The 21,732-nt window shown below is 72.9% G+C and carries 21 protein-coding genes, 1 tRNA gene and 1 pseudogene; 17 read left to right on the forward strand and 6 right to left on the reverse strand.

The annotated features are described in order from the left end of the window. Positions 1-602: 602 nt before the first annotated feature. Positions 603-2,855, reverse strand: a complete 2,253-nt coding sequence (locus DVR05_RS15570; protein WP_116246615.1) for a transcriptional regulator — start codon at positions 2,853-2,855, stop codon at positions 603-605. Between the two features lie 75 nt (positions 2,856-2,930). Then, a tRNA-Pro gene (locus DVR05_RS15575) sits at positions 2,931-3,003 on the reverse strand. A gap of 459 nt (positions 3,004-3,462) precedes the next feature. Between DVR05_RS15575 and DVR05_RS15580 the strand changes: the two genes are divergently transcribed. Next, entirely contained in the window at positions 3,463-4,269 is an 807-nt protein-coding gene (locus tag DVR05_RS15580; RefSeq protein WP_116246616.1) for a TIGR01458 family HAD-type hydrolase, read from the forward strand. Here the strand turns inward: DVR05_RS15580 and DVR05_RS15585 are convergent. Then, complete coding sequence (locus DVR05_RS15585) at positions 4,185-5,018, reverse strand: DNA polymerase beta superfamily protein (protein WP_116246617.1); 834 nt, start codon at positions 5,016-5,018, stop codon at positions 4,185-4,187. The two genes, DVR05_RS15580 and DVR05_RS15585, sit on opposite strands and share 85 nt — an antisense overlap. Positions 5,019-5,195: 177 nt before the next feature. On the opposite strand from DVR05_RS15585, the gene DVR05_RS15590 reads away from it, so the two are divergent. Then, complete coding sequence (locus tag DVR05_RS15590; RefSeq protein ID WP_116246618.1) at positions 5,196-5,993, forward strand: SAM-dependent methyltransferase; 798 nt, start codon at positions 5,196-5,198, stop codon at positions 5,991-5,993. A gap of 127 nt (positions 5,994-6,120) precedes the next feature. On the opposite strand, the gene paaK is transcribed toward DVR05_RS15590, so the two are convergent. Beyond that, positions 6,121-7,476, reverse strand: a complete 1,356-nt coding sequence (gene paaK / locus DVR05_RS15595; protein ID WP_116246619.1) for a phenylacetate--CoA ligase PaaK — start codon at positions 7,474-7,476, stop codon at positions 6,121-6,123. A gap of 244 nt (positions 7,477-7,720) precedes the next feature. On the opposite strand from paaK, the gene DVR05_RS15600 reads away from it, so the two are divergent. The 12 genes and pseudogenes from DVR05_RS15600 (at position 7,721) to DVR05_RS15660 (ending at position 17,732) form a co-directional block, all read left to right on the forward strand. Further along, a complete protein-coding gene (locus DVR05_RS15600) occupies positions 7,721-8,956 on the forward strand; it encodes a thiolase family protein (RefSeq protein WP_116246620.1) in 1,236 nt (411 codons plus the stop codon). A 9-nt stretch (positions 8,957-8,965) separates the two neighbouring features. Continuing rightward, positions 8,966-9,748 (forward strand): enoyl-CoA hydratase/isomerase family protein, encoded by a 783-nt coding sequence (locus DVR05_RS15605; RefSeq protein WP_116246621.1) that lies wholly within the window; start codon positions 8,966-8,968, stop codon positions 9,746-9,748. Continuing rightward, on the forward strand, positions 9,745-10,626 hold the full coding sequence (locus DVR05_RS15610) for a 3-hydroxyacyl-CoA dehydrogenase family protein (protein ID WP_116246622.1): 882 nt from the start codon (positions 9,745-9,747) through the stop codon (positions 10,624-10,626). The genes DVR05_RS15605 and DVR05_RS15610 overlap by 4 nt, the downstream gene beginning before the upstream one ends. After that, the gene (locus DVR05_RS15615) at positions 10,623-11,411 is read left to right on the forward strand and encodes an enoyl-CoA hydratase/isomerase family protein (RefSeq protein ID WP_116246623.1); all 789 of its coding nucleotides are present in this window, start codon (positions 10,623-10,625) and stop codon (positions 11,409-11,411) included. Before DVR05_RS15610 ends, DVR05_RS15615 begins: the two co-directional genes overlap by 4 nt. Positions 11,412-11,506: 95 nt before the next feature. Further along, a complete protein-coding gene (paaA, locus tag DVR05_RS15620; RefSeq protein WP_116246624.1) occupies positions 11,507-12,475 on the forward strand; it encodes a 1,2-phenylacetyl-CoA epoxidase subunit PaaA in 969 nt (322 codons plus the stop codon). Continuing rightward, the gene (paaB, locus tag DVR05_RS15625; RefSeq protein ID WP_116246625.1) at positions 12,472-12,786 is read left to right on the forward strand and encodes a 1,2-phenylacetyl-CoA epoxidase subunit PaaB; all 315 of its coding nucleotides are present in this window, start codon (positions 12,472-12,474) and stop codon (positions 12,784-12,786) included. The genes paaA and paaB overlap by 4 nt, the downstream gene beginning before the upstream one ends. Positions 12,787-12,834: 48 nt before the next feature. Further along, positions 12,835-13,713, forward strand: coding sequence for a 1,2-phenylacetyl-CoA epoxidase subunit PaaC (paaC, locus tag DVR05_RS15630; protein WP_116246626.1), 879 nt, complete (start codon positions 12,835-12,837; stop codon positions 13,711-13,713). After that, on the forward strand, positions 13,707-14,228 hold the full coding sequence (paaD, locus tag DVR05_RS15635) for a 1,2-phenylacetyl-CoA epoxidase subunit PaaD (RefSeq protein WP_116246627.1): 522 nt from the start codon (positions 13,707-13,709) through the stop codon (positions 14,226-14,228). The genes paaC and paaD overlap by 7 nt, the downstream gene beginning before the upstream one ends. Next, complete coding sequence (gene paaE / locus DVR05_RS15640; RefSeq protein WP_116246628.1) at positions 14,228-15,325, forward strand: 1,2-phenylacetyl-CoA epoxidase subunit PaaE; 1,098 nt, start codon at positions 14,228-14,230, stop codon at positions 15,323-15,325. Before paaD ends, paaE begins: the two co-directional genes overlap by 1 nt. Before the next feature lie 53 nt (positions 15,326-15,378). Continuing rightward, positions 15,379-15,753, forward strand: a complete 375-nt coding sequence (paaI, locus tag DVR05_RS15645; RefSeq protein WP_116246726.1) for a hydroxyphenylacetyl-CoA thioesterase PaaI — start codon at positions 15,379-15,381, stop codon at positions 15,751-15,753. A gap of 424 nt (positions 15,754-16,177) precedes the next feature. Beyond that, on the forward strand, positions 16,178-16,528 hold the full coding sequence (locus tag DVR05_RS15650; protein WP_116246629.1) for an ADP-ribosylation/crystallin J1: 351 nt from the start codon (positions 16,178-16,180) through the stop codon (positions 16,526-16,528). A gap of 529 nt (positions 16,529-17,057) precedes the next feature. Then, positions 17,058-17,732: pseudogene (locus DVR05_RS15660) on the forward strand (DeoR/GlpR family DNA-binding transcription regulator). On the opposite strand, the gene DVR05_RS15665 reads toward DVR05_RS15660, so the two are convergent. Both DVR05_RS15665 and DVR05_RS15670 read right to left on the reverse strand, forming a co-directional pair. After that, positions 17,719-18,291: a hypothetical protein gene (locus tag DVR05_RS15665; protein WP_116246631.1), complete on the reverse strand. Its 573-nt coding sequence runs from the start codon at positions 18,289-18,291 to the stop codon at positions 17,719-17,721. The pseudogene DVR05_RS15660 and the gene DVR05_RS15665 sit on opposite strands and share 14 nt — an antisense overlap. Further along, positions 18,282-18,860: an RNA polymerase sigma factor gene (locus DVR05_RS15670; protein ID WP_116246632.1), complete on the reverse strand. Its 579-nt coding sequence runs from the start codon at positions 18,858-18,860 to the stop codon at positions 18,282-18,284. The genes DVR05_RS15665 and DVR05_RS15670 overlap by 10 nt, the downstream gene beginning before the upstream one ends. Positions 18,861-19,081: 221 nt before the next feature. On the opposite strand from DVR05_RS15670, the gene DVR05_RS15675 reads away from it, so the two are divergent. From DVR05_RS15675 to DVR05_RS15685, 3 genes are all read left to right on the forward strand, one after another. Continuing rightward, positions 19,082-19,693, forward strand: a complete 612-nt coding sequence (locus DVR05_RS15675) for a DUF6286 domain-containing protein (RefSeq protein ID WP_198659205.1) — start codon at positions 19,082-19,084, stop codon at positions 19,691-19,693. 134 nt (positions 19,694-19,827) lie between these two features. Further along, positions 19,828-20,931: an LLM class flavin-dependent oxidoreductase gene (locus tag DVR05_RS15680; protein WP_116246633.1), complete on the forward strand. Its 1,104-nt coding sequence runs from the start codon at positions 19,828-19,830 to the stop codon at positions 20,929-20,931. Beyond that, positions 20,928-21,548: an FMN reductase gene (locus DVR05_RS15685; RefSeq protein ID WP_116246634.1), complete on the forward strand. Its 621-nt coding sequence runs from the start codon at positions 20,928-20,930 to the stop codon at positions 21,546-21,548. The genes DVR05_RS15680 and DVR05_RS15685 overlap by 4 nt, the downstream gene beginning before the upstream one ends. Positions 21,549-21,732: the final 184 nt, after the last annotated feature.

Genomic DNA, 21,732 nt, shown 5'->3' on the forward strand with positions numbered 1-21,732 from the left:
GGTCGACCGGGCCGCAGGCACACCGGGACACGGTCCCGCGTCCCACCGTGCCACGCGGCCCGGGTCGTCCCGGACCGGGACGGACGGGGATCGGAACGGGTGCGCCCGTCAGGCCCGCCCGATCCGGCGCGGGAGACGGACGCGAGGGCGCCGGCGCCCCAGGCGACGCCGTCGGTGGTGACCTCCCACCCCAGCTCTCGGGCGACCAGACCGCTCAGGGGGTGGTCGACCGGGTGGGGGAGCCGGTCGGGCAGCTCCCACTCGTGCTCGCCGTACCGCGGGTCGTCGAGGCGCGCACGCTGGGCCCTGAGCTCGGTCCGGACGAGCCTGGCCAGCTCCCGGACCCTCCTCAGCTCGTCCGGGTGGTTCCCACGCAGGTCCTGGGGAGCGTGTCCGGTCCGTGCCGCCGACTCCTCCGCCTTTGTGAATCTACGACGTAAAGGTGACGTTACGTTCCCTCCCGGCCCTTTCCCCGAACCATCCACACACCCAGCCCCGGATCCGTAGGGTGGTCACGCGCGGAATCACGCGAGTGCCGGTGTGGGGCGGGTGGACGGTTGGTCCCCACACCGGTCCACCCGCGCGCTCGCCGTGGACCCCGCTCAGCGGCGCTGGCCGAGCATCCAGTGGCCGCCACAGGACCAGCCCAGGAAACGGCGCGCCGACTCCGGCTCCCGCTCCACCAGCGTGCCGTACTCCAACACCTGGCGGAGCCCGCCCAGCACGGGGGTCAGCCGTTCGCGGGCTGTGCGCGGCACCCGGTCCAGGCGCTCCTCCATCCACCCGAGGACCTCCCACCGCTCCTTCTCGGGGCACAGGGACAGGAAGAACAGGCACTGCCGCCACGCGAACGCCGCGTTCCTCACGTGCCCCAGCGGCAGGGCCACGCGCGGCAGGCGCGCCACGCCGGCCTCGGCCACCGTGTAGGCCCGCCTGGCGGCCTCCGCCCAGCCGTGGCGCGGCCGGGCGCCGACGCTCACCAGGGCGGCCAGGTTGTGGGTGGTGAGGATCTGCGCCTGCTCGATCACCATGCCGTTGCCCGCCACCCCGGACCGGGCGTTCCCGGCACGCCTGCGGCACAGGTCCGCGAACGGCGTCGACGACCGTCGCGTGGTGGCGCGCTCCTCCTCCGCCGCGACCAGCACCTCGGCGCCGTCGATGGCGTAGTAGCGGGCGTAGGGGCTCCCCTCCGTCAGCTCGGCGGCCAGCGCGGCCACGAGCGGGAACTTGGGGGAGAACCTGCCCATGAAGATGTCGGCGGCCAACTCCTCCAGGAAGGGCGGGGCGCCCTCGACCCCTCGGGCCAGGCCGTTGAGCGCGCTGACCATCGGGTTCGGCACGAGGGTGCCCGGGAAGTGGGTCAGCAGGGTCGCGCCGAGCCGGGGCAGCAGGTCCCGGACCGCCGCCGCCCGGGCGTTCCCGCGCCTCCGGTGCCCGTCGGTCGCCCGGATCCAGGGCAGTTCGTGCTCGCGCACCTGGTGCTGCAGGTTGAGCAGCAGGAGCGAACGCCGGTTGCGGAAGGCCCGGTGGTGGGCGCGCAGGAGCCGGGAGAGCGCGGGGTCGGCGACGGCGGCCGTCTCGGCCTCGGCCGTCAGGGCGGGGATCACGGAGGCCAACACCTCCGCCGACGGGATGACCCCCCGTTCGACCAGTTCGTCAGGGGTGCCGACGCTGGCCCGCAGGACGATCGCCCGGAGCGGCGCGGGGATCGGCCAGGTGCCCGGGACACCCTCCGCTCTGGTCGTGGGGCGCAGGACCGCGTCGGTGTCGGTGATCCCCGAACCGCTCGGCAGGGGAGCGAGCCGGTCCAGCAGCACCCGGGACAGGACGTCGTGCGTGGGCCGGGCCGCGTGCTCGGCCTGTTCGCGGCGCAGCGCCGTGTGCCGGTCCGATCCCGGGAGGCCGCGTTTGCGGATCATGGAGTCGACGGCGTGTTGGAGCAGGCCGCGGCCGCGCGGGGAGGGACCGCTCCCCTCCACCGCCTCCCGCAGGGCGGTGAGCAGGATGGCGAGATTCTCCTTCGGCTTGCGGTGCTTGGCGCACAGGGTGTGTTCGGCGGCCAGGCGGGCGTACTCCTCCAGCAGGGTACGGCCGCGTCCGGTCCAGCCTCCCGGCCGCCGGGTGTCCACGCGCCCGTCGGCCACGGTCTCCAGCCAGTGCGCCAGCACCCGGTCGGCGAACGGGTTCCACACCGCCAGGGCCTCCTGTTGGGCCCTGGCCCGGGTACCGGTCCTGCCCGCGCGCTCCCCGAGCGGGCGGCGGACGTCGTCGACGGTGTCGCGGAAGACCGTGCCCGCGGGCGTGTCCTGCCGGGGCGCGGGGCGGGGGGTGAAGCACAGCCGGTCGGTGAACGGCTCGATCGCGGCCAGGATCCGCAGCGCGGCGTCGGTGTCCTTGGCGCGCAGCAACCAGGCGACGGTGAGCATCGCGCCCTGTTCGGGCAGGTCGAGTGCGTACTCGCCGCTGTCGAGCAGGGCGGTGAGTTCGGCCAGCCCCTCCTCGGTCAGCAGGTGGGCGTGGACGGCCCGGCGATCGGCGGGCAGGCCGTGGCGGGCGGCCAGCTCCTCCTCGTGGGGGCGCAGGGGGCCGCCCGCGGCGGCGGCTCCGGTGGCGAACCCGCCGTGCGCGACCTCGGGGGTGACCCAGGCGGGGAGGCCGCGGACCGGGGTGCGGGAGCCGATGGTCAGGGTCCCGTCGCCCATGCCCTCGACGACGCGGGTCCACGCCTCGGCACGGGCGCGGGCCGACGCGCGGACGTCGGGGTCCTGGTGGTGGAACGCGGTGGTCAGGGCCGCGGCCAGCCGTCCGGAGGGGTAGTCCCGGCCGACCGCCTTGGGGGTGTGGTTGGGGTTCATGCCAGCGCGGCGGGTGCTGCCCCCGCGTCCTCCCGGGAGTCGGGTGCTCTGCTGCCTGAGCTACGCGCTGTACGGCCAGCGTGGCGGGCTCCGCCCCCGCGCCCTCCCGGTCCCGAGCCGGGTGCTCTGCTGACTGAGCTACACGCTGTGTCGGCCCCGGAGCCTAGCAGGGGACCCCCGGGACGGCGCCACCGGTTTTTCCGGCCGGTCCCCCGACGGGGCGCGCCGGGGACGGCCGGACCGGGGGCGGGTGCGACCCGGTGGGGCGCACCCGCGCCGGGTTCAGCGGGTCCGGACGATCGTGGCGAGCAGGCCAGCGATGATCATCATCGACAGGCTCACGATCATGAGCACGAGCGCGACGGTTCCGACCATGGTGTGTCCTTACGTTCGTCGTTTCCGGGCACCGTGCCTACACGCGTCGGCGCCCGACGCGCCGGTGCCGCACGAGAACGGGTGCGGCGCGTACCTCTTCGCCGCGCAACCCTATCTCGGCTCGTGGCGGGGCGTGCGCCGGGTCGCCGCCGCGGACGGGCGGGTCGGCGGGTTGTCCACAGGTCGGTGTGGGGGCTGGTGGGCGCGCGGCCGTCCGTGGTCCGATGAGGACATGGGCACACGCGGAGTCCTCATCGACATCGACGGCGTCCTGACCGTGTCGTGGCGGCCGGTCCCGGGTGCGGCGGCGGCGCTGGACCGGTTGCGGCGGGCGGGGACGCGCACGGTGTTGCTGACCAACACCACCTCCCGTACGCGCGCCTCGATCGCCGAGACGCTGCGCGGGGCGGGGTTCGACGTGTCCGAGGAGGACGTGCTGACCGCGCCCACCGCGTTGGCCGCCTACCTGGCGGGGCACCATCCGGGGGCCCGGTGCCGCCTGGTCAACAGCGGGGACATCCGCGCCGACCTGGCCGGGGTGGACCTGGTCGAGGAGGATCCCGACATCGTGGTCACCGGAGGGGCGGGGCCGGAGTTCGACTACGCGACGATGGACGCGGCCTTCAACGACCTGCGCTCGGGTGCGCGCCTGGTGGCGATGCACCGGAACATGTACTGGCGGACGGCGGAGGGGATGCGGTTGGACGCCGGCGCCTTCGTCGTGGCGTTGGAGCGCGCCGCCGGGGTGACGGCCGAGGTGGTGGGCAAGCCCGCGGAGGCGTTCTTCACGGCGGCGCTGGAGCGGTTGGGGGTGCCGGCGAAGGAGGCGGTGATGGTGGGCGACGACGTGGTCAGTGACGTGCTGGCCGCCCAGCGGCTGGGGATCACCGGTGTCCTGGTGCGTACGGGCAAGTTCGAGGAGGGGGTGCTGGACCGGATCGAGGGGATGCCCGATCACGTGGCGGGGTCGTTCGCGGACGTGCCCTCGCTGCTGGGCGTGGACGAGGCGCCGCCCGACCAGGAGGACCAGGTCCGCTGATAGGCCGCGACCAGCCACCGGTTCGCCCAGTCGGTGTCCGGTTCGGCGGGCAGGTCGGAGGTCCGGCACAGGGCGGTGAGCCGCTCCTCCAGGTCGCGGGCGCGCTCCAGGGCATCCCGCCGGGTGTGTTCGCCCCGGCGCAGGGCGCGCAGCCAGGCGCGGTCGGGTTCGGGGACGGGCAGGGTGAGGTCGCCGGTCTCCATGAGTTCCACGCCCTGGATGCCGAGCCGGACCATGTGGCAGGCGTACTTGGTGTCGAAGCCGTGCACGGCCACCAGTTCGGGGCGGTTGGTGTGCCGACCGCCGCGGGTGCCCTCCAGGCGTTCGCGTTGGGCGCGCAGGTAGCCGAGGAAGCGGTGGCCCGCCCGGCGGGAGAGCAGGCGGCGGCGGTGGGCGCGCAGCTCGCGGCCGAGGTCGGTGAGGACGACGAACTCCGTCTCGGGGGTGAAGAGCGGCAGCAGCACGGTGGGGTTGCCCTCCAGGGCCAGGCGGGTCCACTTCCGCAGGGAGTACACGGTCAGTTCGAGGTCGTCGGCCGTGGAGCGGACGTGTTCGGGTCGGCTGCGGTACATGTACTGCTCGAAGGTCCGCAGGCCGATGACGTACTCGGGCGGTTCCACGCAGATCCCCATCTCGTCGCGGTCGCTGGCGCCGTCGACGGCGAGGCCGTGGACGGTGGAGCCGACCTCGCAGCGCAGGAGGGTGCCGCGTTCGGCGATGCGGGCGAACTCGGGGGTGGAGTGCTTCACGGGGCTCCTTGGCGGACCTGTCGGGAACCGGGGCGTGCGCACGGTAGCGCGTTCGCACCGGCGCGGGCGAGACGTTATCGGCCCCGTGGCCCTTGCCCTCGTGGGGGCGAGACCGTTTACTGGTCAGGCGCCGCCGGGTGCCGGCGGTGCGGACGATCGACCACAGAAAGCAGGACCGTGTCCGCCAACGCCCCCAAGATCGACACCTCCATCCCCCACAACGCCCGCATCTGGAACTACTGGCTGGGCGGGAAGGACAACTACCCGGTGGACCGGGAGATGGGTGAGCAGATCCGCTCGTTCTTCCCCGAGATCGTGGACAACGCGGTAGCCGACCGCGGGTTCCTCGTCCGCGCGGTGACCTACCTGGCGGCGGAGGAGGGGGTGCGGCAGTTCCTGGACATCGGGACCGGGCTGCCCACCCACAACAACACCCACGAGGTCGCCCAGTCGGTGGCGCCGGAGTCGCGGGTGGTGTACGTGGACAACGATCCACTGGTGCTCGCGCACGCCCGCGCGCTGCTGACCGGGACCGACGAGGGCGTCACCGACTACGTGGACGCCGACCTGCGCGACCCCGAGGCCATCCTGGCCGCGGCCTCCCGCACGCTGGACCTGTCCAAGCCGGTGGGTCTGATGCTGCTCGGCGTGATCAACTTCGTCGACGACGACGCCGAGGTCCGTTCCATCCTGGACCGTCTGTTGGCCGCTCTGGCGCCGGGCAGTTTCCTGGTGATCTCCCACCCCGTCGACGACATCGACCACGAGCGCGCCCACGAGGTCGCCGCGGCGTGGAACGAGAAGGGGACGCCGAAGTTGACGGTGCGGTCGGCGGCGGGGGTCCGGGCGCTCTTCGAGGGTCTGGAGCTGCTGGAGCCGGGTGTGGTCTCCTGCTCCCTGTGGCGCGCGGGGGAGACCGAGGTGGGTGAGCTGCGCCCGGTGGCCGAGTACGGCGGTGTGGCCCGTAAGAACTGACCGGGAGGCGCGGTGCCCCGCACCGGTGGACGGGGTGCGGGGCGCGCGGCCCCGCCGGGCGCCGGACCCGTGGACGGGCCGGCGCCGGTGGCCCGGTGCGCTGGTGGTCCGGTGGTGTTCCCCGGCGTCAGCGGGGCCGTTGGTCGATGATGCGGCGGAACTTGCCGACGGACCGTTCGATGCCCTCGGGGTCGACGACGTCGACGGTGACGCTGACGCCGACCCGGTCCTTGACGGTGGCGGTGATCCGCCGGGCGAGTTCGGCGCGCTGGGCTCCGGTGGTCTCGGGGCGGGCCTCCACGCGCACGGCCATCCGGTCCAGTCGGCCCTCGCGGGTGAGGACGAGCTGGAAGTGCGGCGCCAGTCCGTCCAGGCCCAGGACGATCTCCTCGATCTGGGTGGGGAAGACGTTGACGCCGCGCAGGATGATCATGTCGTCGCTGCGGCCGGTGACCTTGTCCATGCGGCGCATGGGGCGCGCGGTGCCCGGGTGCAGGGTGGTCAGGTCACGGGTGCGGTAGCGGATGACCGGCATGGCCTGTTTGGTCAGGGAGGTGAAGGCCAGTTCGCCGTACTCGCCGTCGGGCAGGACCTCGTGGGTGACCGGGTCCAGGATCTCGGGCAGGAAGTGGTCCTCCCAGACGTGCAGGCCGTCCTTGGTCTCCACGCACTCGTTGGCCACGCCGGGGCCCATGACCTCCGAGAGGCCGTAGATGTCGACGGCGTGCAGGTCGAAGCGTTCCTCGATCTCGGTGCGCATCTGCTCGGTCCAGGGTTCGGCGCCGAAGATCCCGACCCGCAGGGAGGTCGTGCGCGGGTCGACGCCCTGGCGTTCGAACTCGTCGAGCAGGGTGAGCATGTAGCTGGGGGTGACCATGATGATCTCGGGCCGGAAGTCCTGGATGAGCTGGACCTGTTTGGCGGTCTGGCCGCCGGAGGCGGGGATGACGGTGCAGCCGAGCTTCTCCGCCCCGTAGTGGGCACCCAGTCCGCCGGTGAACAGCCCGTACCCGTAGGCGACGTGCACCTTGTGTCCGGGGCGGCCACCCGCGGCGCGGATGGAGCGGGCGACGACGGTGGCCCAGGTGTCGATGTCGTCCTCGGTGTAGCCGACGACGGTGGGCCGCCCGGTGGTGCCGCTGGAGGCGTGGATGCGGCTGACGCGCTCCTGGGGGACGGCGAACATGCCGAAGGGGTAGTGGTCGCGCAGGTCGGCCTTGGTGGTGTGGGGGAAGTGCCGCAGGTCGGCCAGTTCCCTCAGGTCGGAGGGGTGGACCCCGGCCTCGTCGAACCTGCGCCTGTAGAAGGGCACATTGGTGTAGGCGTGCTCCAGACTCCACCGCAGGCGCTCCAGTTGCAGGGCGCGCAGTTCGTCGACACTCATGCGCTCGGCCGGGTCCAGGAGTTCGGGTGCGGGGGCCTGCCCCAGGCGTGTGCGCGGTGCGGCACCGGTCGACCGCCGGATGGTGTCGTCGATGGCCATATGAGACTCTCCGTGGTGCGGAGCGCGGGGGGCCGCCACGCCGGACGGAAGGGCGCGGCGGCGCGGACGCCGCGCGTTCGAGGTGGGGTCGGTCCGTTACGGCGCGGCCCGACTTGCTTACTTACCGAACGTTCGGTTACTAATGCATTAATGCAGCCTCCGGGCGGCCGTGTCAAGGAGAGGTGTCGATGAGTTCACACGAGACGGTGGCCCAGGCCACCGCTGTCAACATGGGAGGCTCCGCGTGAGCGACGTCTACTTGGTCGACGGGGTGCGCACCCCGCAGGGGCGGTACGGCGGCGCGCTGGCGGCGGTGCGGCCCGACGACCTGGCCGCCACGGTGGTGGCCGAGGCCGTGCGCAGGTCCGGCGTCCCCGGTGAGTCCGTGGACGAGGTGATCCTGGGAGCCGCCAACCAGGCGGGTGAGGACAACCGCAACGTCGCCCGGATGGCGGCGCTGCTGGCGGGCCTGGCCCCGACCGTGCCCGGGTACACCGTCAACCGCCTGTGCGCCAGCGGCCTGACCGCCGTGGCCTCCGCCGCCCAGGCCATCCGCGCAGGCGAGGCCGACGTGGTGGTCGCGGGCGGTGTGGAGTCGATGACCCGCGCCCCCTGGGTCATGGCCAAGCCCGGCACCCCCTGGGCCAAACCGGGAGAGGTCGCCGACACCTCGTTGGGGTGGCGCTTCACCAACCCCCGGTTCGCCGACCACGACGCCCAGGCCCCCGCCGACGCCACCCCCCACGACCTGCGCTACACCCTGTCGATGGGGGAGACCGCCGAGGAGGTCGCGGCTCTGGAGGGGCTGACGCGTCAGGAGTGCGACGCCTTCGCCCTGCGCAGTCACCGGCGCGCCGTCGCCGCCGCCGAGGCGGGCCGGTTCGACCGCGAGATCGTCCCGGTCACGGTCACCGGGCGCAGGGGCGCCACGCACGAGGTCACCGCCGACGAGGGGCCCCGCCCCGACACCGACGAGGCGTCCCTGGCCAGGCTGCGCCCGGTCTTCCGCGAGGGCGGCATCGTCACGGCGGGCAACTCCTCCTCCCTGTCCGACGGCGCCTCCGCCCTGGTGCTGGCCAGCGCCGAGGCCGTCCGACGCCACGGCCTGACACCGCGCGCCCGCGTGGTGGCCTCCGCCTCGGCCGGTGTGCCCCCGCAGATCATGGGGCTGGGTCCGGTGCCCGCCACGGAGAAGGTGCTCGCCCGCGCCGGATGGACGCTCGACGAGGTCGGCTCGGTGGAGCTCAACGAGGCCTTCGCCGCCCAGTCCCTGGGCGTGGTGCGCCAGCTCAAGCTCGACCCCGGGCGCGTCAACGCCGACGGCGGCGCGATCGCCCTGGGCCACCCGCTGGGCAGCTCCGGCGCGCGCATCCTGGTCACCTTGGTCAACCGGATGGAGCGCGAGGACACCCGGCGCGGTCTGGCCACCCTGTGCGTGGGGGTCGGTCAGGGGGCCGCCCTGCTGGTCGAGCGGGTCTGAGGAGGTCTGATGAGCGACGTCGAGGACGGCGGCGGGGCAGCCGCCGACAGGGACGGCGACTTCGCGACCCTGCGCGTGGAGTGGCGCGAGGACCGCGCGGTGGTGGAGCTGTACCGGCCCGAAGCCCGCAACGCGATCAACGGGGCGATGATCGCCGAACTGCACGAGGTGTGCGCCCGGCTGGAGGCCGACCCCCGGCCCCTGCTGCTGACCGGGCACGGGAACGTGTTCGCGGGCGGCGCCGACATCGCCGAACTGCGCGACCGCGGCCGCGCCGAGGCGATGGCCGGGATCAACAGCCGCCTGTTCGAGCGCCTGCACCGGCTTGCGGCGCCCACCGTGGCCGCGGTCGACGGCTACGCCCTGGGCGGGGGCGCCGAACTGTCCTACGCCTGCGACATCCGCCTGGCCACGCCCGCGGCGGTGTTCGCCCAGCCCGAACCGGGGCTGGGCATCATCGCGGGCGCCGGGGCGTGCTGGCGGCTGCGGGAGCTGGTCGGGGCGTCGGTCGCCAAGCAGGTGCTCCTGGGCGGGTTCCGACTGGACGCCGAGGCGGCCCTGCGGCACGGCCTGGTCGCCGAGATCGTGCCCGCCGACGAACTCCGCGGGCGGGCGCACGCCCTCATCGACCGGATGTCGGCCTCCTCGGCCCTGGCACTGCGGATGACCAAGATGGTGCTGGACGCCGACGGGGCGCACCCGATCGCCGACGACCTGACCCAGGCGGTGCTGTTCGAGAGCGCCGACAAGCACGACCGGATGACCCGTTTCCTGGAGAGGAAGAAGCGTTGAGCAGCACCGACACGGGCGTGCCCGGGACCGTCGCCGTCATCGGCGGCGGCACCATGGGCGCCGGTATCGTCCAGCAGTTCCTCACCTGCGGCGCGGACGTCGTGCTGGTGGAGGCCACCGCGGAGGCCGCCGAGGCGGGGCGCGGCCGGGTGGCCGCCGGTCTGGACAGGGCACGTGAGCGCGGCAAGGTCGACGCCGCGCCCGCCGCCTACCTGGAGCGGCTGACCACCGTCACCGACACCGCCGCCATCCCCGCCGACACCGGCCTGGTCGTCGAGGCGGTCCCGGAGCGGCCCGACCTGAAGACCGCCGTGCTCACCGCGGCCGAGGCCGCCGTGGGCGAGGACACCGTCCTGGCCTCCAACACCAGTTCGCTGTCGGTGACCGACCTGGCCGCCGCGCTGAGGCGTCCCGGCCGGTTCCTGGGCACGCACTTCTTCAACCCCGTCCCCGCCTCCAAGCTGGTCGAGATCGTCACCGCCCCCGACACCGACGCCGCGGTGGTGGCCAGGGTGCGCGGCTGGGTCGGCGCCCTGGGCAAGACGGAGATCGTGGTGCGCGACGCCCCCGGGTTCGCCACCAGCCGTCTGGGGGTGGCTCTGGGGCTGGAGGCGATCCGGATGGTGGAGGAGGGCGTGGCCTCGCCCGCCGACATCGACACCGCGATGGAGCTGGGCTACCGGCACCCGATGGGGCCGCTGCGCCTGACCGACCTGGTCGGCCTGGACGTGCGGCTGGCCATCGCCGAACACCTGGCCGAGGAACTGGGGGACCGGTTCGCTCCGCCCGAGCTGCTGCGCCGTATGGTCGCCGAGGGCAGGCTCGGGAAGAAGACCGGGCAGGGCTTCCACACCTGGGACGAGGGAGAGCAAGCGTGAGCGAACACAGGGCGGCGGAGTTCGAGGAGGCCGACGGGCTGGCCACGGTGCGGCTGAACAGCCCCGCGCTGACGGTCGCGGTCAAGGAGGAGCTGCTGGCGGCGCTGCGCGCGGCCGCGGCCTCGAAGACCGCGCGGGCGGTGCTGCTGCTGGGGTCGGATCGGGCCTTCTGCGTGGGTCAGGACCTGGCCGAGCACGCACGCGTCCTGAGGGAGGCGCCTGAGACCGCGCTGACCACCGTCCGGGAGCACTACAACCGGATCGTCCTGGCCCTGGAGGAGATCCGGGTGCCGGTCGTGGTCGGTATCGGCGGGGCCTGCGTGGGCGCCGGGATGGGCTTCGCGCTCGCCGGCGACGTGCGGATCAGCGCCCGCAGGGCGAAGTTCGGCACCGCGTTCACCGGGATCGGCCTGGCCTCGGACTCGGGGCTGGCCTACCGGCTGGTGCGCTCGCTCGGCCAGGCGCGGGCGATGGAGCTGATGCTGCTGGGCGACGTGGTCGCTGCCGACCGCGCGCTGGAGCTGGGGCTGGTCACCGAGGTCGTGGACGACGATGCGTGGGAGAAGCGCGCCCGCGAGGTGGCCGCGCGGCTGGCGTCGGGGCCCACGCTCGCGTTCACGGCGGCCAAGCGCGAGGTGCGCGCGGCGGCGAGCGGGACCCGTGAGCTGCCCTCCCTGCTGGAGGAGGAGGCCGAGTTGCAGAACCGGCTGGGGGTGAGCGCCGACCACATCGGCGCGGTCGACGCCTTCCTCAACAAGGAGACGCCGACCTTCACCGGTCGCTGACCTGCCCGATCCGGCCGCCCGGGACTTGCCCGGGCGGCCGGATCGGTGGATACTAATTACTTACCGAACGTTCGGTTATGAATGGGGAGCGAGCAATGTCCACCGTGACGGCCCAGGCGCCGCCCGAGGGCGCCGACGTCCAGCAGGCGGAGTTCGACGCCAAGATCGCCGCCGACCAGCGCATCGAACCGCGCGACTGGATGCCCGACGGGTACCGCAGGACCCTGGTGCGCCAGGTGTCCCAGCACGCCCACTCGGAGATCATCGGCATGCAGCCCGAGGGCGACTGGATCGCCTCGGCGCCCAGCCTGCGCCGCAAGGCCATCCTGCTGGCCAAGGTCCAGGACGAGGCCGGACACGGGCTGTACCTGTACGCCGCCGCCGAGACGCTCGGCGTGGACCGCGCCGACCTGACCGACCGGCTCATCGAGGGGCGCCAGAAGTACTCCTCGATCTTCAACTACCCGTCGCTGACCTTCGCCGACGTCGGCGTCATCGGCTGGCTGGTGGACGGCGCGGCGATCTGCAACCAGGTACCACTGTGCCGCAGCTCCTTCGGCCCCTACGCCCGCGCCATGGTGCGCATCTGCAAGGAGGAGTCCTTCCACCAGCGCCAGGGCTACGAGCTGCTCATGCGCATGATGGAGGGCACCGACGCCCAGCGCGCGATGGTGCAGGACGCCGTCGACCGCTGGTGGTGGCCCTCACTGATGATGTTCGGCCCGCCCGACGCCGACTCGCCCAACACCCGGCAGTCCATGGCCTGGCGGATCAAGCGCGACACCAACGACGAGCTGCGCCAGAAGTTCGTCGACATGACCGTCCCCCAGGCCGAGCGGCTCGGCGTCACCCTGCCCGACCCCGAACTGGCGTGGAACGACGAACGCGGCCACTACGACTTCGGCGAACCCGACTGGGCCGAGTTCAAGCAGGTCATCTCCGGCAGCGGCCCCAAGAACGCCGAGCGGATCGCGCGGCGCCGGGCCGCCCACGAGAAGGGCGCCTGGGTCCGCGAGGCCGCCACCGCCTACGCCCGCAAGCACGCCCAGGAGGCCACCGCATGAGCACCGAGAACACCCACCCGTCCCCCGCGCGCCCGGAGTGGCCGCTGTACGAGGTCTTCGTCCGGGGCAAGCGCGGACTCAACCACGTCCACGTCGGCTCCCTGCACGCCCCCGACGACCGCATGGCCCTGCACAACGCCCGCAACCTCTACACGCGCCGCAACGAGGGCGTGAGCATCTGGGTCGTGCGCGCCGAGGACATCACCGCCTCCAGCCCCGACGAGAAGGACCCCTTCTTCGAGCCCAGCGGCGACAAGGTGTACCGGCACCCGACCTTCTACCCCATCCCCGACGATGTCCCGCACATCTGAGCGGACGCCCGTGACGGCCCCGGGTGACGGGACGAGACCGAGGAAGACATGAGTGGCGACAACATCTACACGGCCCTGAGCGAGGAGCACGGCGGCGACACCCGCTGGGCCTTCGGGACGGGGTTCACCGACGCCCTGGCGGGCGTGGACACCACCCTGCCCGAGGGGGTGGACGGGCAGGACCTGGCGCTGTACTGCCAGATGCTCGGCGACGACGCGCTCGTCCAGGCGCAGCGGCTCATCCACTGGGTGACCGACGCCCCCGAACTGGAGGAGGAGGTGGCCCTGGCCAACATCGCCCTGGACCTGCTCGGCCAGGCCCGGCTCCTGCTCTCCCGCGCGGGGCAGGCCGACGGTACCGGACGCGACGAGGACGCCTTCGCCTACCACCGCACGGCCGACCAGTTCCGCAACGTCCACCTGGCCGAGGCCCCCAGGGGCGACTTCGCCCGCGCGATCGTCACCCTCCTGGTGCTCTCCAGCGTCCGGCTGGCCGTGTTCACCCGCCTGGCCGACAGCCGCGACCCCGTCCTGGCCGCGATCGCCGCCAAGGCCGTCCACGAACTGGCCTACCACCGCGACTACGCGGTCTCCTGGGCGCTGCGGCTGGGCGACGGCACGCCCTACTCCCACGAACGCATGGTCGAGGCCGTCACCGACGTGTGGCCCCTGACCGGCGAACCCTTCGCCACCCACCCGGTCGAGGCGCGCCTGACCGCGCAGGGCGCGGCCGTGGACCCCGCGACCGTGCGCGCCGAGGTGCACGACGTCCTCACCCAGGTCCTGACCACGGCCACCCTGCAGGCCCCGCCCGCCTTCCCCGAGCCGGTCCTGGCCGGCCGCGGGGGCGAGCACACACCCGAACTGGCGCCCCTCGTGGCGGAACTCCAGAAGGTGGCCCGCGAGCACCCGGAGGCGACATGGTGACCACCACCCGACAGGAGACCCGTGAGCGCGCCCGAGCGGCGGCCGCCGCGGTCACCGACCCCGAACTGCCCATGCTCACCCTCGCCGACCTGGGCATCCTGCGTGACGTCGCGGTCGAGGAGGACGGCACCGTCACGGTGTGGATCACCCCCACCTACACCGGCTGCCCCGCCATCGCCGAGATGCGCGCCGACGTGGACCGGGCCGTGCGCGCGGCCGGGTTCGACCGCGTGGACGTGCGCACCGCACTCGCCCCGGCCTGGAGCACCGACTGGATCACCGACGAGGGCCGACGCAGACTCGCCGAGCACGGCATCTCCCCGCCCGGGAGCGCGCCGCGCCGCACGTCCGGCCCGATCCCGCTGACCCTGTCACCCACCCGGACCGTCCCGCGCTGCCCGCGCTGCGGGACCGCCGACACCGAGGAGCTCTCCCGGTTCGGCGCGACCGCCTGCCGGTCGCTGCACCGCTGCCGTTCCTGCCTCGAACCCTTCGAGCACGTCAAGGAGGTCTGATGACCACGACCGCCACCGAGACCGCGGCGCCGCGCCGGGGCGCCGCGTTCCACCGGCTGCGGGTGGCCGACGTCGAGCGTCTGTGCGACGACGCCGTCGCCGTCACCTTCGACGTGCCCGACCACCTGGCCGAGGAGTACGCGTTCGCGCCCGGGCAGTCGCTGACCCTGCGCCGCGTGGTGGACGGGGTGGAGGAGCGCCGCAGCTACTCCGTCTGTTCGCCGGTGGGCCAGGCCCCCAGGGTGGGCGTGCGCCTGGTACCCGGCGGCCTGTTCTCCTCCTGGCTCGTCAACGAGGTGCGCCCGGGCGAGGAGATCGAGGTGGGCACCCCCACCGGCCGGTTCTGCCCCGATCTGACCACCTCCGGGCGGCACGTGCTGGTCGCCGCCGGGTCGGGTGTCACGCCGATGCTGTCCATGGCGTCGTCGCTGCTGCGCGCGACCGACTCCCACGTCGTGCTGCTCTACGGCAACCGGCGCAGCGACACCGTGATGTTCGCCGACGAGCTGGCCGACCTCAAGGACGCCTTCGGACCCCGGTTCGAGCTCGTCCACGTGCTCTCCCGCGAGCCGCGCGAGGCCGAGCTGTTCACCGGCCGGTTGGACGCGGCCAAGCTGGAGCGGCTGCTGGACACGGTCGTGGCCGCCGACGCCGCCGACCACTGGTGGCTGTGCGGGCCCTACGGCATGGTGACCGGCGCGCGTCGGGTCCTGCGCGGTCGCGGGGTGCCCGGGGAGCGGATCCACCAGGAGCTGTTCTTCGTCGAGGGGGACGAGCCGCCGCCCCAGACGCGTCACGAGGAGCCCGGTGTCCAGGGCCCGGCCAGCGAGGTCACGGTCGTCCTGGACGGGCGCACGACCACGCTGACCCTGCCCCGGGGGGTGCCGATCCTGGACGCGGCCCAGCGCTACCGGCCCGAGCTGCCCTTCGCGTGCAAGGGCGGGGTGTGCGGTACGTGCCGGGTGAGGGTGTGCGACGGGGAGGTCTCCATGCGGCGCAACTACGCGCTGTCCGAGGAGGAGGTCGAGGCCGGGTACGCCCTCTCGTGCCAGGCGTTGCCCGAGACCGACGCCGTGACCGTGGACTTCGACTCGTGAGCGGGGGCCGGCGGACCCCCGGGAGCGACGGGGGCAACGAGACCGCACGGCGGATGTTCGAGGCCGACCGGGCGTCCAAGAACCTGGGGATGCGGCTGGTGGCGGCCGGTCCGGGCACGGCCACGGTGGAGATGACCGTGGGGCCGCTGATGGTCAACGGGCACGGCATCGCGCACGGCGGGTTCGTGTTCACCCTGGCCGACACCGCCTTCGCGTGCGCGTGCAACCGGGACGGGCGCGGGGTGACGGTGGCCTCCGGCGCCGACATCACCTTCGTGGCGCCGGTCCACGAGGGCGACGTGCTGGTGGCCACCGCCGTGGAGCGGGTCGCCTACGGGCGTAGCGGGGTCGTCGACGTGACCGTGCGCCGGGGCGAGGACGTCATCGCCGAGTTCCGGGGGCGCAGCCGCACCCTCAACGGCGGCTGAGCGGACAGGTGCGTGGGGCCGGGCCGGGGTACCGGGCGGTGTCCGGGCTCCTTCCACCTGCGGACATAGCTGTGGCCCGCGTCCCCCAACGCGGGCCACAGCCTGCGCGGCCAGGGTGCACTGAGTGCGGTCCGGCCGCTGGGAAGGCGGGTGGGCGTCTGAATACGTGTCGGTAACCCCCATTGCCGACACGGGCACCAGCACCCGCGCATGGATTGTGGTGAGCGCCCTCAGGTGGGTGAGTTGGGTGGACTTGGGGTCTCTCCGGGGTCCTTATGAGGCGCTTCACCTGTGAGAACGCTTCGTATGGGTCCAGTGTTCCCTACGCCCGGCCCGATTTTCGGCCGTGTCGGTAAAAACGAGGTGCGGAGTACGCCACGACCTCCCTAAACTCCTCCTCCGACCGACGAGGAGGGGCGGCGGTGTGCGCGACACGGTGACGCTGTGGCGTCCGACGGGACCAGAGGAGCTGGCACTGGTCAGGGCGTCCGGATGGCGGGCCTGGCCGCCGAGACTCCCCGGACAGCCCATCTTCTACCCCGTGCTCAACGAGGACTACGCGGTCCGCATCGCCCGGGACTGGAACCTGCCCCGCGACGGCGAGGGCCACGTCACGCGGTTCCACGTGGACGCGGCCTTCGCCGCCCGGTATCCGGTGCGTCAGGTCGGCGGCCGGACGATCCTGGAGCTGTGGGTGCCCGCGGAGGAGCTGGGCGAGTTCAACGCCCACATCCGCGGGCCGATCGAGCTGGTGCGTTCGTTCCCGCCCGAGTGAGCGGGCCGCCCAGAGCGTCGATGACCTCGTCCAGGGCGTCGGCCAGCACGACCGGCTCGCGGTCGTGGTCGGTGCGGTCGTCGGGGTTACGGCGCTGGTGGGGGACGTGTCGTCGGGGATCGCGGGTGGTGGTCATGGGGGGTGTCGGGCGCCCGGTCGGGCGGTCGGCGCCCTCCTCCTTGTCGTGTGCTCACGTTCTCCAGCCGCGCTCGGCCGCGTGACTCCCGGTGACCGTCGCGGTGTCCGCCACCACCAGGATTAGCACCTCCCGGTGACGTTCGGTGGATACGGACGGTGCCTGTGGATGAACGGGCGCCGTCCCGTACCGTCCCTGTCCCCGGTCCCGGACCGCCGCGCGTGTGAGCGTCGCCCCGGTCCCGGGCGGCTCCGTGCGGGCGCGAACGGGGGGTGCGCGCGACGGGCGAACCCCGCACCGTGCCACAGCGGACCACCACCGTGTGGTTGACTCCTTGGGCGGAACGCCACGACGGCATCGACGACCGCCACAGCGAGACACAGGTGACCCCACATGTACGCCGAAGAGCGTCAGCGGCTCATCCTCGAGCGTGTCCGCCGGGAGGGGAGGGTCGACGTCGCCGCGCTCGCCGCCGAGTACGACGTCACCTACGAGACGATCCGGCGGGACCTGACCGCTCTGGAACGACACGGGGCCCTGCGTCGCGTGCACGGTGGCGCGATTCCCGTCGAACGGCTCGGATTCGAGCCCACCCTGACCCAGTGTGACACCCTCATGACCAAGGAGAAGGAGCGGATCGCCAAGGCGACGCTGGCCGAACTGCCCGACGAGGGCGCCGTCTTCCTCGACGACGGTTCCACCACCGGACGGCTCGCCGAGCAGATCCCGGTCGACCGCGAGCTCACGATCGTCACCAACTCCGCTCCTGGGTTGGGCGTTCCAGGCACTGGAGGAGACCTACGTCGACGTCGCGTTCCTCGCCACGAACGGCATCTCCGCAGAACGCTGCCTCACCACCCCGACCCCTCCGAGGCGCGGGTCAAGCGGGCGATGATCCGTGCGGCCCGCCGTGTCGTGCTGTTGGCCGACCACACCAAGGTCGGCGACGACCACTTCACCCGCTTCGCCTCCGTCGAGGAGGTCGACCGCGTCATCACCGACACCGGCCTGGCCGACGGTCTGTCGCGGGAGCTGGCCGCGATCGGGCCGCGCGTCACCACGGTCTGAGCCGGTCCCGGCCCGCGTCGTCGCGCACGTCCACGACGTCGAGGTCCACCCGGACCACGGGCAGCCCCAGCTGCTCCTCGACCAGCGCGCGCATGGTGCTCCTGGCCGCCTCCGCGGCCTCGGGGATGGGTCGGTCGAGCCCGACCCGCACCGTCGCCCGGACGACCACTCCCCGGGCCGTCTGCTCGATCCGGCAGCGACCCACGACCACGCCGGGCACGGCGTCGACCGAGGCTCGGAGAAGGGCCGCCACGGCCGACTCGCGGACCTCGGTGCCGCCGGGGCCGGATCCGTCCAGGACGATGCTGCGCCCGCCGCGCCGCTCCGCGCGTACGACGCGCATGACGTCCGAGACCAGCCCGGGCGGAGCGGTCACCCGCCGCTCCTCGGACCGGCGCACCGCCGTGACGAGGGGCCGCAGCTCCTCGGCCTGGTCCCGGCAGTACCGGCACGCGGACTCGTGCTCGGTGAGCGCACCGGAGACCAGGTGGCGCAGCAGAGCGTCCACCGAGTTGGCGCAGGGCAGTCGGTCGTGGACGTCGGACGGGTCTACCGCCATGACTCAAGCGCCTCCACGAGATGGGTACGCGCGCGGTGTATGCGTCCACGCACGGCGGTCGGGGTCGCATCGACGATCCCGGCTATCTCCTCATAACCCAATCCTTCCATTTCGCGCAGAATCCAGCAGACACGCTGTGCGGGCGGCAGCTCGGACAGTGCGTCGTGCAGGGCCTCTCTCAGGTCCCCGGCGAACGCCTCAGCCGCCGGTCCGGGGGCGGCGGCCGTGATCCGCTCGCCGCCCTCGATCGGCGTCTCGGGTCTCCTGGCGCGCAGGACGTTCAACGCGCGCCGTCCCACGATGCGGTTCAGCCAGGCGGCGAAGCTCTCGGTGTCGGCGAGTTCGGGCAGCTTGCGCCAGGCGGTGACCAGCGCCTCCTGTGCGGCGTCACGGGCGTCCGCGGGTTCTCGCAGGATGCGCAGGGCGATGCGGTAGACGGTGTCCTGGTGTCGGCGGACGAGGACCTCGAACGCCCTGTCGTCGCCGTCCTGGGCGCGCTCGACGAGCACACCCTCCGAGAGCGCGTGCGCGCCGCGCGTCGGCGACCGAGTGGGCCCTCCGGTACACATGCACAGAGAAACTACCCCACGCGATCGTGTGATAACTCATTGATTTCACCTCCTCCTCGCGTGTCGGCGAGAGTGAAGCAGATCACAGTAAATCGACCGTGAGTCCCGCGCTTCCCGGCGTGTCCTTACCACTGACACACGACGCGACCGCGTCGACGAGGACGACCCGTGCCCGAGTCGGGGCACGCCGCCCCTCCCGCCCTCACCCGAAGGAGTCGCACGTGACCCACATCCAGGAAGCGGCGAAGGCCCTGGGCCGGACGCCCGGTGCCTCTCCGAGAGAACCCCGTGCCGCGCGGCGCACCGCTCTGCGGGTCTTCCGGCCGCAGCCCTCGGTGCCCGCGTTCGTCGCGGGTCTGTCCGTCACGGGCGTCGGCGGAACGGCCGTACTGCTCTCGATGGCTCAGTTCGGCGTCCCCGCGCCGACGCTCCGGGTCCACGACCGGCTGGTCGGCGTTCCGGTGACGCCCTGGGAGTCGCCGGGGGCGATGATGGCCTCCGCGGCCGCGGCGGCCCTCGGACTGACCCTGATCGTGGCCGCCCTCGTTCCCGGGGTCCACGCGAGCCTGCGCGCCGACGACCGCGCAGCGGTCGTGGGCGTGTCCGGGCGAGCCCTGCGCTCGCTGCTCACCGGCGCCGTCCACGGGGTCGACGGAGTCGCCCGGGCTCGGGTGCGCGTGGGGCGCCGCTCGGTGCGGATCAGTGTTCGCGCGCACGTTCGTGACGCCGACGGAGTGTCGTGGCGGGTCGAGGCCGTCGTCCTCCAGCGCCTGGGGGAGCTGGCTCCGCTCCGCTCCCCGCGTGTGGTCGTGCGGGCGCGGGTGGCGGCCTGATCGCGCGGGAGCGTGCGTAGGAGGGCGGGGCCCGGACCGCCGCCCGGCGGTGGGGAATACCACGGAGGCCGCCGCTGTTCAGCATGATAGTTTCTGACGAAACTACTTCTTTGGAAGAGAATTAGGAGCGGGTCATGCAGTTCGGAGTCTTCTCGGTCAGCGACGTGACCACCGACCCGACCACCGGCCGGACGCCGACCGAGGCCGAGCGGATCAAGGCCATGGTCGCCATCGCCCTCAAGGCCGAGGAGGTCGGCCTGGACGTGTTCGCGACGGGAGAGCACCACAACCCGCCGTTCGTCGCCTCCTCGCCGACCACCATGCTCGGCTACGTCGCCGCGCGGACCAAGGACCTCATCCTGTCCACGTCCACCACGCTGATCACCACGAACGACCCGGTCAAGATCGCCGAGGACTTCGCGATGCTCCAGCACCTGGCGGACGGGCGCGTGGACCTGATGATGGGCCGGGGCAACACCGGCCCGGTCTACCCGTGGTTCGGCCAGGACATCCGCCAGGGCATCCCGCTGGCGCTGGAGAACTACAACCTCCTGCACCGGCTGTGGCGGGAGGACGTCGTCGACTGGGAGGGCAAGTTCCGCACGCCGTTGCAGGGCTTCACCTCGACCCCGCGCCCGCTGGACGGCGTGCCGCCGTTCGTGTGGCACGGCTCCATCCGCAGCCCGGAGATCGCCGAACAGGCCGCCTACTACGGTGACGGCTTCTTCCACAACAACATCTTCTGGCCCGCCACCCACACCAAGAAGCTCATCTCGCTCTACCGCCGCCGCTTCGAGCACTACGGCCACGGCACCGCCGACCAGGCGATCGTGGGACTCGGCGGTCAGGTGTTCATGCGCCGCAACTCCCAGGACGCCGTCCGCGAGTTCCGGCCCTACTTCGACAACGCGCCCGTCTACGGCGGCGGGCCCTCGCTGGAGGAGTTCACCAGCCAGACACCGCTGACCGTCGGCAGCCCGCAGGAGGTCATCGACCGCACCCTGACCTTCCGCGAGATGTTCGGCGACTACCAGCGCCAGCTCTTCCTCATGGACCACGCGGGTCTGCCGCTCAAGACCGTCCTGGAACAGCTCGACATCCTCGGTGAGGAGGTCGTCCCCGTACTGCGGAGGGAGTTCGCCGCCCGCCGCCCCGCCCACGTCCCCGACGCGCCCACCCATGCCTCCCTGCTGGCCGCCCGGCGGGAGGCCGACACGACCACGGAGGTCGTCCGATGACCACGCGCTCGATCGTCACCGTCACGGCGGGGCTGAGCACCCCGTCCTCCACCCGCCTGCTCGCCGACCGGCTGACCGCCGCCACCGGGGAGGCGCTGTCCGAACGCGGGGTGCGGGCCCAGACCACGACCGTGGAGCTGCGCGAGGTGGCCCACGACGTCGTGAACGCCATGACCACCCGGGTTCCCACCGGGCAGCTGCGCGAGGTCCTGGACCGGGTGAACGACGCCGACGGCGTCATCGCGGTCACCCCGGTGTTCAACGCCTCCTACAGCGGGCTGTTCAAGTCGTTCTTCGACGTGGTCGAGCCCGAGGCCCTGGACGGCATGCCCGTGCTGGTCGGGGCGACCGGCGGCAGTCCGCGGCACTCCCTGGTGCTGGAGCACGCGCTGCGGCCGATGTTCGTCCACACCCGTTCGGTCGTGGCTCCGACCGGAGTGTACGCGGCCTCGGAGGACTGGGGTTCGGGTGAGGGCGGCGGCCGTGAGCTGACCGAACGGATCCGCCGCGCGGCCCACCAGTTGGCGGGCCTGGCGGTCGACCGCGCTCCCGTGGGACGGGACGGCTTCGAGGACCCGGTCTCCTTCGACGACCTGATGAGCGGCCTGGGGCGGTGAGGCCCGCGTGCCACCGGGTGGAGCACGGGCGTTCCGGGCGGACGGGCACCGGTCCGCCCGGAACGCCCGTGCTGGTGCGCCGGACACCGTCCGGGGGCGTCGGGTGTCCGGCGGGTCCCATCGGCGAGTGCCGGAAATCCGCTTTTTATGGGGTGTTTACACGCGGGCGGTTGGTGGCTACGCT

It is taken from the genome of Nocardiopsis sp. FIRDI 009, assembly GCF_003386285.1.
Taxonomy (GTDB): domain Bacteria; phylum Actinomycetota; class Actinomycetes; order Streptosporangiales; family Streptosporangiaceae; genus Nocardiopsis.